At 66.7% G+C, this 12080-nt stretch carries 9 protein-coding genes; 8 read left to right on the top strand and 1 reads right to left on the bottom strand.

All coding sequences use genetic code 11. From position 1 onward, the window contains the following. Positions 1-60: 60 nt before the first annotated feature. Positions 61-1521, bottom strand: a complete 1461-nt coding sequence (locus tag QOU61_RS30150) for a caspase family protein (protein WP_289661866.1) — start codon at positions 1519-1521, stop codon at positions 61-63. Between the two features lie 427 nt (positions 1522-1948). On the opposite strand from QOU61_RS30150, the gene QOU61_RS30145 reads away from it, so the two are divergent. The 8 genes from QOU61_RS30145 (at position 1949) to QOU61_RS30110 (ending at position 12035) form a co-directional block, all read left to right on the top strand. Continuing rightward, the gene (locus QOU61_RS30145; protein ID WP_289654840.1) at positions 1949-3145 is read left to right on the top strand and encodes an ABC transporter substrate-binding protein; all 1197 of its coding nucleotides are present in this window, start codon (positions 1949-1951) and stop codon (positions 3143-3145) included. A gap of 19 nt (positions 3146-3164) precedes the next feature. Next, positions 3165-4022 (top strand): branched-chain amino acid ABC transporter permease, encoded by an 858-nt coding sequence (locus tag QOU61_RS30140; RefSeq protein ID WP_289654839.1) that lies wholly within the window; start codon positions 3165-3167, stop codon positions 4020-4022. Further along, positions 4022-5821, top strand: coding sequence for a branched-chain amino acid ABC transporter ATP-binding protein/permease (locus QOU61_RS30135; RefSeq protein ID WP_289654838.1), 1800 nt, complete (start codon positions 4022-4024; stop codon positions 5819-5821). Before QOU61_RS30140 ends, QOU61_RS30135 begins: the two co-directional genes overlap by 1 nt. Then, the gene (locus tag QOU61_RS30130; RefSeq protein WP_289654837.1) at positions 5802-6563 is read left to right on the top strand and encodes an ABC transporter ATP-binding protein; all 762 of its coding nucleotides are present in this window, start codon (positions 5802-5804) and stop codon (positions 6561-6563) included. Before QOU61_RS30135 ends, QOU61_RS30130 begins: the two co-directional genes overlap by 20 nt. A 152-nt stretch (positions 6564-6715) precedes the next feature. Beyond that, positions 6716-7747 carry a TRAP transporter substrate-binding protein gene (locus tag QOU61_RS30125; RefSeq protein ID WP_289654836.1) on the top strand — a complete coding sequence of 344 codons (1032 nt, stop codon included), beginning with the start codon at positions 6716-6718 and terminating at the stop codon, positions 7745-7747. 12 nt (positions 7748-7759) lie between these two features. Next, a complete protein-coding gene (locus tag QOU61_RS30120; protein WP_289654835.1) occupies positions 7760-9667 on the top strand; it encodes a TRAP transporter large permease in 1908 nt (635 codons plus the stop codon). 12 nt (positions 9668-9679) lie between these two features. Next, on the top strand, positions 9680-10657 hold the full coding sequence (locus QOU61_RS30115; RefSeq protein WP_289654834.1) for an NAD(P)-dependent oxidoreductase: 978 nt from the start codon (positions 9680-9682) through the stop codon (positions 10655-10657). Between the two features lie 145 nt (positions 10658-10802). Then, the gene (locus QOU61_RS30110; RefSeq protein WP_289654833.1) at positions 10803-12035 is read left to right on the top strand and encodes a branched-chain amino acid ABC transporter substrate-binding protein; all 1233 of its coding nucleotides are present in this window, start codon (positions 10803-10805) and stop codon (positions 12033-12035) included. The last annotated feature ends 45 nt before the right edge of the window (positions 12036-12080 follow it).

Raw genomic sequence — 12080 nt, 5'->3', positions numbered from 1 at the left:
AGGGCGGGACACGCCGGCATCTGCGGGCCGGCGTGTGAGGCCGCGTGGCAGTGGGCGACGCTAATACCGCCGGTAGCCACCATTCGGCATTCCGCCGCCGCCGCGTCCCATTCCACCACCACCCATGCCAAGCCCGATGCCGACGCCAAGGCCGATGCCTTCCATGATGGCACCGGGCGGCGGACCGCGGTCGACCACGATCTCATCCGGTGGCGGCCGCCGCTTCGGCGTCGACGTGTCGGCCCGCTTCCTGGTGTCCTTGACCGGCGGCGAAATATCCGCCTTCTTGCGTGCCGGCGAGATCGCCGGTGATGCGGGTGGCGTGGAGCACGGGCAGGTCGGCCCCAGGGCAACGGTCGTCGGCGCAATCGCGGCCACAAGCGCGCGGTTGCGCACCCGTTCTTCTATCTTGCGCGCGGTGGCGGCGAGATCGCTGCCGCCATAGAGAGCGAGGAACTCCGCGTAAGAGGCGGTGGTGTTGATCGCAACCGCCTTGGCCCAGGCGATCATCTCGCGCCTGCGCTCGAGCAGCGAGCGCACCCGCGGCGCGTAAGCGCCTTGCGCGAACTGCGCGACATAGGCCTCATAGGCGGCGACCGTGTCGTCGGCGACGACGAGTTCATAGGCCACCTTCGGCTCCTTGCCCGCGAGCGCCTTGCGCCAGTCCTCGACCGTGCGCGTTGCGGAAGCAGGCTGAGAGGCGGCCGCCGGTGTCGTCGCCGCGGCTGGCGGGGCGCCGTCACCCGAAAAGAACCTGAAGTCGCTGGTCAGCGACGAGCTCTCCCAGGGCGTCTGCCGTCCCTCGGTCGCCTGGTTTACCGCGACCCGTATGCGCTTGAAGGCTTCCTCGATCGACAGGTTCGGCTGGCGGGCGATCGAGAGCACAGCCGTGGTGTAGGGGCTGTCCTCGCCGCTGCCATCCTCGGCCTCCGCGCCGGGCGAGGTCGAGTAGGAGATGAAGGAGCCGGACGCGCCCGCCTTGGTGTCGACGATGGCAAGCCCGTGGCCGGTGGCGCCGCTCAGGGCCGGGAACGGGTTGTTGCGGCAGGCATCGAGCATGACGATGCGCATCCTGGTCGGCAGTGCGCCGAGCGTGTTCATGAGATCGTTCAGCCGCACCGCCTGCACCGGAATGTCGCTCTCCCGTTTCGGATCGACATCGACCGGCACCAGATAGTTCTCGCCGTCGATCTGCAGGCCGTGACCGGCATAGAACACCAGCGCGACCGTGTCGGGCCCGCTTGCCGCGATCTTGCCGGCGAAGTCGCTGACCGCCTGCCGCATCTCGTTCTGGCCGAGGTCGGGCGCTGATGTCACCGAAAAGCCGGCGGCGCCGAGCAGGTCGGTCATCTGCCTGGCGTCGTTGGCGGCGTTGGGCAGCGCAGGCACCGCGCGATAGGCGGACTGGCCGATGACAAGCGCGACGCGGCTTTCCGTGGCCTCCGCCGGCAGGTTCAGGATTGGCAGAGACAGCAACAGGCCGGATGCAAACAAGGCGTTGCGAATGAATGGACGGCGCATGGCGACACCTCGACGATCGGGCGCGACCGTGCTGGCAATGGTCATGATACCGCCATGGCCTGCCGGCGCCCTCTGCGAAGTTAGTGCTCGATCGGAGCAGCCAAGTTCACTACAGGAAATTTCAATTCGGGACGCGCGTCGATGCGTCAGTCGTGCTGCCCCCGCACGAGCCAAATCGTCGCATCAGGCGCAAGCGCACATGGCGACTTCGTCGCGCGGCACGCCGACCACCTCCTGCCGGATCAAGGAAGCCGATGCGGTGTGAGCTGCCGATCGCAGGCGCCTTACTTCAGAGCCTCTGGACAAGTTGTCGCAGTCTGGCCCAAACTCGCGCCCGCCAAACAACAATTCGGCCTTGATGCCGAAAAAACAGGCACCGGACGCCCGCGACAGACGGGCGCCGGGAGGGAACGATCGGGAGCATTTCATGGCCATTTCACGTCGTGACGTCCTGCTGGGCAGCGCCGGCGCGCTCAGTGCTGCCTCATTTTCATTTCCGTCGCCCGCGGTCGCGCAAGCCGAGCCGATCAAGATCGGCTTCCTGGCGGCGATGACCGGCCCGAGCTCGGCGCCGACGGTCGGCTTCAACCGCGGCGTGATGTTTGCCGTCGAGGCGATCAATTCGGCCGGCGGCGTCAAGGGCCGCAAGATCGAGCTGATCACCCGCGACACCCAGGGCGACCCGACCAAGGCGGTCAACGCCACCCAGGAAATGATCAGCCAGCTCAGGGTTCACGGCATCTGGGGGCCGCTCAATTCGGGCGAGTCGCTCGCGACCACGCCGATCATGGCGCGCGCCAAGATGCCGAACATCCACCCTTGCGTGGTGGAAACGCTGATCGATCCCGCCAAATATCCCAATGCCTTCCGCATGGCGCCGTCCAACAGCCAGTGGGACGACGCGGTGCGCAACTACTGCCTCAATATCCTCAAGGTGAAGAAGGTCGCGGTGATCGGCGACACCACGGGCTATGGCGTCACCGCGGTCGGCGCGTCCGTTGCGGCGTTCAAGAAGGACGGCGCCGAGATCGTCTACCAGGCCAATATCGACGCGACCCAGCCCGACATGACGCCGGACCTGTTGCGCGCCCGCAATGCCGGCGCCGAGGTCATCGTGGTGTGGAGCGTCACCACCGGCATGGAGGCGCGCATGTTCAACACCCGCGCCGCCATGAACTGGGACGTCGCCTTCGTCGGTCACCCCTCGCTCTCCTCGGGCGAGATCGCAGGGCTCGTCGAGAAGCCGGCGAACTGGGAGAAGGTCTATGCGGTCGGCTACAAGAGCTGCAGCTATGATGCGGGCGGCAAGCTGCCGCCGAAGAGCGAGGACCTCGTCGCGCGGCTGGCCAAGGCCAATGTCATGCTCAGCGACACGCTGCTGTGGTGGATCGCCGGCGGCATCGATGCGATCGAGCTGTTCGCCAAGGCGGTGGAGGCGAGCGGCTCGACGGACCCGACCGGCATCGTCGCCTACCTGAACTCGCTGACCCGCTATCCCGGCTATTTCGGCGACTACACCTGGACGCCGACCCAGCACAACGGCTACCCGACCGACGAGATCGTGATGTCGCAGGCGAGCACCGCGAAGAACGGCACCTTCGCGCTGGCCCCGGGATATTCGTAAAGCGCGCGGAGCCGGGCCCATGCTGGCCTCGATCCTCGCATCCGGACTGGCGGCCGGCGCGGTCTACGCGCTCGTCGGCGTCACCTACAACACGATGTTCTCGACTTCGCGGGTGATGAGCTTCACCGCGGGCCAGCTCGCCATGCTCGGCGGCGTGTTCGGCTCGATGTTCACGCTGAAGCTCGGCTTGCCGGTGCTGGCGGGTTTCGTGCTGACGCTGCTCTGCTGCGCCATCATCGGGATCATCACCGAATTCATCGCGGTGCGGCCGGTGCTCAAGAGCCTCGACCAGCATCTCTACGTGCTCTCGACGCTCGCGGTGGCGCTGATGATCCAGCAGGTCGCCGCGATCAAATGGGGCACCGAGCCGCAGCCCTTCCCGCGCCTGATCGGGTGGGGCAGCGGCGCGCTCGACGAGAAATTCTGGCTGCCGGTGGCCGCCTGCGCGATCACCATCCTCGGCCTCGAATATCTCTACCGCCGCACCCTGGTCGGGCGCGCCTTCGTCGCCATCGCGGAAGACAATTTCGCCGCCCGCGCGCTCGGCCTTCCGGAGCGCAATCTGCGGGTCGCAAGCTACGCGCTCGCCGGCATCGTCGGCGGCATCGCCGGGTTTTCCGGCGGCGAGTTGCTGCTCGCCTTCTTCGCCAACGGCGCGCTGCTCAATTTCTACGGCTTCGTGCCGGTCGCGCTCGGGGGGCTGGGCAACAACCGCGGCGCCATCGTCGGCGGCCTCGTGCTGGGGCTGTTCCAGCAGGCGGCCAATTTCCTGGTCGGCGGCATCTTCTCCTCCGTCGCGGTGTTCGCACTCTTCATCGTCGTGCTGCTGACGGCGCCGCAAGGCCTGTTCGGCGCAGCCGCGGCGCGGAGGGTGTGATGGTCGCGCTCAGCACCGTGCCTTCGCGCGCCGAGAGCGGCGCCTGGCGCGCGGCGCTGCCGCATCTCGCGCCGTTCCTCGGCATTCTCGCCATCGCACTGCTTCTGCCGGTGGTCGGCAACGACTATTGGGCGCTGATCGGCGCGCGCATGGCGATCTACTGGGTCCTGGTGTCCGGCCTCAACCTGATTGTCGGTTTCGCCGGACACCTCGCGATCGGCTATGTCGCGCTGCTGACGCTCGGCGCCTACACCACGAGCGTGCTGGTCGCCGGCAACGTGATGCCGGCGATCCCGGTGTTCGTCGCGCTGCCGTGTGCCGCCATCGTCGGCGCGCTGTTCGGCGTGATCGTCGGCCTGCCGGCGCTGCGGCTGCGCACCTTCTATTTCGCGATGTCGACGCTAGGCTTCGCCACCATCGTCACGCAGATCGCGCTGGCCTGGCAGAGCGTCACCGGCGGCGGCATCGGCATTCCCGGGCCGGAATTCCCCGCACCCTTCAACACCGCCTGGGGCTTCTATTTCCTCTGCATCGCCTTTGCCGTCGTCAGCACCTGGATCAGCGCCAACGTGGCGAGGAGCCGCTTCGGCCGCGCGCTGATCGCGGTGCGCGACGCCGAGGTCGCCGCAGAAGCGACCGGCATTTCCAAGCCGCGCATGCTGGTTGCGATCTTCCTGCTCGCCGGCGCGCTCGCGGCCGTGGCCGGCGGCCTGTTCGCGTCGCTGCAGACCTACATCACGCCGGATGCCTTCACCTTCGATCTTTCCATATTGTTCTTCATCGCGATCCTGATCGGCGGCCGCGGCTCGATCCTTGGCCCGCTGCTCGGCACCATCATCCTGACCATCCTGCCGGAGATCGCGGCACCGCTCGCGGCCTGGTCGACCTTCCTCTATGCGGTGCTGCTGCTTTTGATCGTGCTGGTGATGCCGGGCGGCATCGCGGCGCTGCTCGACTTCCGCAGCCGCCGCCCGCTCGCCAGCAACCGTGCCATCTTGCCGCGCCCGGCGGCGCTCGGCGCAATCATGCGCGAGCGCACCGGCGACAAGCCGTTGCAGCTCCGCGCAATCGCCTTGAGCTTCGGCAATGTGCGCGCCATCGACGGCCTCGATCTCGATATCGTGCCCGGCCAGATCCATGGTCTGATCGGGCCCAACGGCAGCGGCAAGACCACGACGCTGAACGTGATCTCGGGTTACTACGCTGCGAAAGCGGGCACGATGACGTTGGGCGGCGAAGCGCTGCCGCCGGGCCGGCCGGCGCTGCGCGCATCCTGCGGCATCGCGCGCACCTTCCAGACCCCGCGCGTGATCGGCGAAGCCTCGGTGCTGCAGAACGTCATGATCGGCGGCACGGTGGCGGGCAAAGCGAGCTTCGCCGAGGCGCTGCTGGCGCTGCCGCGCAATCGCCGCGACGAGCGCACCCTTGCGGAGAAGGCGAGGGCTCTGCTCGGCGTCGTCGGCCTCGAGACGCTCGCCGATGTCCGCACCGACCGCCTGCAGCACAGCGAGCTGCGCTTCATCGAGATCGCCCGCGCCTTGATGCTGGATCCGGATTTCCTGCTGCTGGATGAGCCTGCCGCCGGCCTTGCCAATGACGAGATCGACCGGCTCGCCGAACTGATCAAGGCGATCGCCCGGCGCGGCGTCGGCGTGCTGCTGGTCGAGCATCATGCCGACCTGATCTTCGACATCTGCCATCAGGTCACCGTGCTCAATCTCGGCCGCGTCCTCGCCGCCGGCACGCCCGACGAAATTCGCGTCCACAAGGAGGTCGTCAGTGCCTATCTCGGCGGCTGAGCCGCTGCTTTCCGTGAGCGGCCTCGAATCCGGCTACGGCAAGATCCGCGTATTGCACGGCGTGGACCTCGCGGTCGCCGCCGGCGAGGTGGTGGCGCTGCTCGGGCCGAACGGCGCCGGCAAGACCACGATGCTGCGCGCGCTGTCCGGCCTGCTGCCGGTCACCGCCGGCCATGTAGGCTTCGACGGGCGAGAGGTGGCCAACATCACGCCGCGCGAGGCGGTGCGCGCCGGCCTCATCCATGTCATCGAGGGCCACCGCGTCTTCACCCAGATCTCGGTGCTCGATAACCTCCTGCTCGCCGGCTACGACCTGCCGCGCGGCGAGCGTCTGGCGCGCGTCGAGGAGGCGCTGTGCTATTTCCCCGAGATCGCCGAGAAGCGTCACGAGCGCGGCGGCGCGCTGTCCGGCGGCCAGCAGCAGATGCTGACGGTCGCGCAGGGGCTGGTGCACCGGCCGCGGCTGTTGATGCTGGACGAGCCCTCCGCCGGCCTGTCGCCGGTGCTGGTCGATCGCGTGCTCAACGTCATCGCCCGGCTGCGCGGGCAGGGCACGGCGGTGCTGCTGGTCGAGCAGTTGCTGGAGAAGGCGCTGGCCTGCGCCGACCGCGTCTATGCGCTGGTGCAGGGCCGCATCGCGCTGGAGGCGTCGACCGGCGAAGCCGATTTGCCGAAGCGGCTGGAGCGCGCTTATTTCGGGCACGAGAGTCGCGTGCTCGAGCATCATTCCGGCCCGCCATGATCGATGCGGCGCGAGCATCGATCACGACCGGAACAGGATCGATGGGCCGGCCGGCGTCACCCTTGCCTGCCCGTTCGCTTTGGCCCTACAGTTGAACGCAACGGCAGCGACGACGATCGCGCCGGCATAAGAACATCTGGGAAGGAAGCGCCATGACAATCGGGCCCGTCAGCCGCCGCACGTTGCTGCGTTCGTCAAAGGCCGCGGCCGCCTGGATCGCGCTTTCTCCCGCCATCATCGGCCGCGCGCAGGCCGCGACCTTGAAGCTGAGATGCTCCTCGTCGCTGCCAAACGATCCGAAATATGCCAACGGCCGCGTCTACTACGACAATCTCGTGAAGCAGATCAAGGCAGGCGGCCTTTCCGAGCAGATCGACGTCACCTTCTTTCCCGACAACCAGCTCGGCCAGGAGATCGACGTCATCAATTCGGTCAAGCTCGGCGTCATCGACCTGATGATCTCTGGCTCGTCGATCTCGGCCAATCTGGTGCCGCTGGTCGGCACCTTCGACCTCGGCTATCTCTTCACCAGCTACCAGCAGCAGACCAAGGCGTTCGACGGCGGCGCCGCAAAGCCGATCGAGGAGGCGCTGCTCAAGGGCGGCAACATCCGCATCATTGCCTGGGCCTATAATTTCGGCGCGCGCAGCGTGCTGGCGAAGAAGAAGGTGGAGACGCCGGAGGATCTCGCCGGCCTCAAGATCAGGACGCTGCCGAACCCGATCATCACCGAATGCCTGCGCCTGATGGGCGCCGCCGCAACGCCGCTCGCCTTTGGCGAGATCTACACCGCGCTGCAGGCCGGCGTGCTCGACGGGCTCGAGCACGACCCGCCGACCATCCTCGCCAGCAAGTTCTACGAGACCGCGAAGAACTACGCGCTGACCCAGCACATCTTTTCCCCGCTTGCGGTCTATTTCAGCGACGCGACCTACAAGCGCATGGATCCGAAGCTGCGCAACGGTTTCCTCGATGCCGCGCAGAAGGCGGCCATCGACACCCGCGCCCACGGCCTTGCGGTCGAGAAGGAGGCGCAGGCCGCGATCGTGGAGAAGGGCGTTGCCGTGGTCGAATGCGACAGGGAAGCCTTCCGCAAGCGCGTAGCTCCGCAGACCGACAATTTCATCAAGGCGCATCCCGAGGCCAAGCCCGTCGTCGAGATGATCCGCGCGACCCAGGCCTGAGGCGGCAGGGCGATGTCGGGCGCGGCGCAGCCGGCTTTCGCATCCGGCAATAGCGGCGAGGCGGGGGCAAACGTCGCTTCCGCTTCCCATGCTGATCGTCATGTCCTCGTGGCGTGGCTGCTGGCGCTGAGCGATGCGGTCGCCGCGATCATGCTGGCGGCCGACCTGCTCGTGGTCTGCGGCTCGGTGCTGCTGCGCTTCCTGTTCAACGCGCCGGTCGAATGGTCCGACGACGTCGCGCGCGGCCTGATGGTCGGTTCCAGCTTCTTCGGCGCGGCGAGCGCGCTGGCGCGCAGCGAGAATCTCGGCGTCGCTTTCCTCGCCGACATGCTGCCGGCGCGCGTGCGCATCGTGGTCGATGCGGTGGTCGCGCTCTTGACGACATTGATCGCTGCCTACGTCGCCTGGCACGCGCTGATGCTCGGCAGCCTGACGGCAGGTCAGACCACCGGTTCCGGCCTGCCGCTGGAGCTGACCTTCTATCCGATGGGCGTCGGCGCGCTGTTCATGACCATCTTCGCGTTCGACATCTTTCGCGGCCGCGGGTTCCGCGCCATGACCGAAGGCATCGTTGCCGCGGCGCTGATCGTCGGTCTCTATCTGGCGTGGGATTATCTCGCGCCTGCATCAGTGCCGCAGTCCGGCACGCTGATGCTGGTCGGCTTCTTCGTCATGCTGTTCGCTGGATTGCCGATCGGCTTTGCGCTGGCGCTGGCGGCGCTGATCTTCATCTGGGTGGAGGGCTCGCTGCCCGGCGTCATCTTCGCCCAGCAGATGGCGCGTGGCATCGACAATTTCGTGCTGCTTGCGATCCCGTTCTTCATCCTGGTCGGCTACCTCATGGAAGCCAACGGCATGTCGGTCCGCCTGATCGAGCTGTTGCAGCGCGGGGTCGGGCGCATGCGCGGCGGGCTCAACGTCGTCATGGTGACCTCGATGGTGCTGTTCTCCGGCATCTCCGGCTCCAAGATGGCAGACGTCGCCGCCGTCGGCTCGGTGCTGATTCCGGCGGCGCGCCGCACAAGGCAGAATCCCGGCAGCGCGGTCGCGTTGCTCGCGGCCTCCGCGGTGATGGCCGAGACCATCCCGCCCTGCATCAACCTGATCATCCTCGGCTTCGTCGCCAACCTCTCGATCGGCGGCCTGTTCGTCGCCGGGCTGCTGCCGGCCGGACTGATGGCGCTGGCGCTGATCGCGGTGTGCATCATCTTCGGCAGGCGTCCCGCAGCCGCCGACGACGCCGAGCCGCGCGCGGCCGTCTCCGGGCTGTGGAGCGGCGCCGTCGCCTCCTTCGGGCTGATCTTCATGATCTTCGCCGGCTTCAAGAGCGGTTTTGCCACCGCGACCGAAATCTCGGCGTTTGCCGCGCTCTATGCGCTGGTGGTCGGCCGCATCGTGTTCCGCGAGCTTGGCTTGCGCGCGACAGCCCAGAGCTTCGTCCAGGCCGCGACACGTTCGGGGCTGGTGCTGTTCATCGTCGCCGCCGCGCAGTCGCTCGCCTTCATCCTGACGCTGCAGCAGGTGCCGCATGCGGTCGGCGACATGATGCTGGCGCTGTCCAAGACCAATGGCGTCTGGCTGTTCATGCTGCTGTCGATCGCGGTGCTGATCGTGATGGGCTCGGTGCTGGAGGGCGCGGCCGCGCTGATCATCTTCGGCCCGCTGCTGCTGCCGGTCGCGGTCAAGCTCGGCATCGATCCCCTGCATTTCGGCGTCGTGCTTGTCATCGCGATGGGCATCGGCCTGTTCGCGCCGCCGCTCGGGCTCGGCCTTTACGGCGCCTGCCTGATCGGCAACGTACCGATCGAGCAGACCGTGAAGCCGATCATGGGCTATCTCGGATTGTTGCTGCTTTGCCTGTTGGTGGTTGCATTCGTGCCTTCTATCAGCACGGCGCTGCCGCGCGCCTTCGGCTACTGACGGAATGAAACCGTGAAAGTGCTGCTGACCCATCCGCCGGAGTTCCGGCGACAATATTACGGCGAGCGCAGCCTGAAGGGCCTGCAGGCGCTCGCCGAGGTCCGCCTGCACGAGGGCGACGAGCCGCTCGATGCCGCCGGCCTCGTCGCGAAAGCGAAAGATGCCGACATCATCGTTGCCGACCGCATGACCGAAGGGCAGGGCGCGATCTTTCCGCAACTGCCGAACCTGCGCGCCTTCGTTCGCTGCGCGGTCGATATCCGCAACATCGACGTCGACGCGGCTTCCAGAGCGGGCGTGCTGGTGACGCGCGCTTCGCCGGGCTTCGTGCCGGCGGTCGCCGAGCTTGCGCTCGGCTTCATGGTGGACCTGTCGCGCGGGGTCTCGCGCGCGGCCGCGGATTTTCACGCCGGTCGCAGGCCGGAGGTGGCGATGGGCCGGCAGCTCGCGGGCGGCCGCATCGGCATCATCGGCTATGGCAGCATCGGCCGCGCCCTCGCCGGAATTGCGAAGGTGCTGGGCATGGAGGTGCTGGTCGCCGATCCCTTTGTCAGCATCGACGACCCCGCCATCCGGCATGTGCCGCTCGACGACCTGCTGTCGCGCGCCGATTATGTCGTCTGTCTCGCGGTCGCCAATGAAGCGACCGAGAACCTGATCGGGCAGGCGGCGCTGTCGTGCATGCAGAAGCATGCCTTCTTCATCAATCTGTCGCGCGGCAATCTGGTCGACGAGGCGGCGCTGGCCGCAGCGCTCCGCGACCACCGCATCGCCGGTGCGGCGATGGATGTCGGCCGCGCGCCGGACCAGATGCCGACGCCGGAGCTTGCGAAATTGCCGAACGTGATCGCGACCCCGCATATCGGCGGGCTGACGCCGCAGGCGATCGAGCACCAAGCGTCAGAGACCGTGCGCCAGGTCGCAGCAATCATCAAGGGCGAGGCGCCGGTCGGCGCGGTCAATGCGGACCGCTGGACACGCCGGCCGTGAGGTCGCGCGACCTTTTTGCGACATTCCGCCGGACGGGCGGCGGCCGACGGACATTGACAAGGGCGGCCGTCTTCTCTCAATAGTTTGGTGAAACAAGCCCTGCATGTCCCGGCATGCAACAAGAATAACCATCGGAGGAACGACCATGCGCAGGATTTTGACCGCTGCCGTGCTGGCACTGCCGTTTTTGACTGGCGCTGCAATGGCGCAGGAGACGGTGAAGGTGGCCTACATCGACCCGCTGTCGGGAGGCGGCGCGAGCGTCGGCGAGGTCGGCCTCAAGATCTACCAGTTCCTTGCCGAAGAGCTCAACGCCAAGGGCGGGATCGGCGGCAAGAAGGTCGAGATCGTGCCGTTCGATAACAAGGCCAATCCGCAGGAGTCGCTGGTTCAGGCACAAAAGGCGATCGACGCCGGCATCCGCTATCTGACGCAGGGCAATGGATCGGCCAATGCCGCGGCGCTGTCGGACTTCGTGACCAAGCACAACGAGCGCAACCCCGGCAAGGAGGTGCTGTATTTCAACTATGCCGCGGTCGATCCGGTCCTGACCAACGCCAAATGCAGCTACTGGCATTTCGCCTGGGACGCGAATTCCGACATCAAGATGGAAGCCTTGACCAACTACATCAAGGATACGCCGGCGACGAAAAAGATCTACCTGATCAATCAGGATTATTCCTTCGGCGAATCCGTGCGCAGCCAGGCCAAGGCGATGCTGGCGAAGAAGCGGCCCGACATCCAGATCGTCGGCGACGAACTGCATCCGTTGCTGAAGGTCACCGACTTCGCGCCCTACATCGCCAAGATCAAGGCGTCGGGCGCCGATTCCGTCATCACCGGCAATTGGGGCCAGGATTTCGCACTGCTGCTGAAAGCCGCCGCTGATGCCGGCCTCAAGGTCAACTGGTACACCTATTATGCAGGCGGCGCCGGCGGCCCGACCGCGATCAAGCAGGCCGGCCTCAATCATCAGGTGTTCGTGATCGGCGAGGGGCAGGCCAATATCAGCACGCCGTCGTCGGACACTTTCGAAAAGGCGCTGCGCGCCAAATACGACGTGTCGATGTGGTACCCGCGCGCGGCCAATGAAATGCGGATGCTGGCCGCCGCCGCCGACAAGGCCAAGTCCGTCGATCCCGTGAAGGTCGCAACCGCGCTCGAAGGCATGGAGTTCGAGGTCTATAACGGGGGCAAGGGCACCATGCGCAAGGACGACCATCAGTTCTTCCAGCCGATGTACATCTCCTCATTCGGCGATCGGTCCGAGAAGGAGGCGTTTGACGAGGAGAAGACGGGCTGGGGCTGGAGGCTGGTGGCCAAGATCGACACCGACAAGACGGTGTTGCCGACGACCTGCCAGATGGCCCGGCCGTAACGCGGGCCGGTGCGTTGCACGATCGGCGTGCCCGGCTTGATGTCG

The organism is Bradyrhizobium sp. NP1 (assembly GCF_030378205.1).
Lineage (GTDB): Bacteria > Pseudomonadota > Alphaproteobacteria > Rhizobiales > Xanthobacteraceae > Bradyrhizobium.
The sequence above is the reverse complement of the archived record's forward strand: the minus strand, read 5'-3'. Positions and strand labels throughout refer to the sequence as shown.

What these genes read in the sequence shown, in the direction of transcription:
- QOU61_RS30135 (WP_289654838.1), top strand. Translation starts at nt 4,022, where the DNA reads ATGGTCGCGCTCAGCACCGTGCCTTCGCGCGCCGAGAGCGGCGCCTGG.
- QOU61_RS30140 (WP_289654839.1), top strand. Translation starts at nt 3,165, where the DNA reads ATGCTGGCCTCGATCCTCGCATCCGGACTGGCGGCCGGCGCGGTCTAC.
- QOU61_RS30150 (WP_289661866.1), bottom strand. Translation starts at nt 1,521, where the DNA reads ATGCGCCGTCCATTCATTCGCAACGCCTTGTTTGCATCCGGCCTGTTG.
- QOU61_RS30120 (WP_289654835.1), top strand. Translation starts at nt 7,760, where the DNA reads ATGTCGGGCGCGGCGCAGCCGGCTTTCGCATCCGGCAATAGCGGCGAG.
- QOU61_RS30110 (WP_289654833.1), top strand. Translation starts at nt 10,803, where the DNA reads ATGCGCAGGATTTTGACCGCTGCCGTGCTGGCACTGCCGTTTTTGACT.
- QOU61_RS30125 (WP_289654836.1), top strand. Translation starts at nt 6,716, where the DNA reads ATGACAATCGGGCCCGTCAGCCGCCGCACGTTGCTGCGTTCGTCAAAG.
- QOU61_RS30145 (WP_289654840.1), top strand. Translation starts at nt 1,949, where the DNA reads ATGGCCATTTCACGTCGTGACGTCCTGCTGGGCAGCGCCGGCGCGCTC.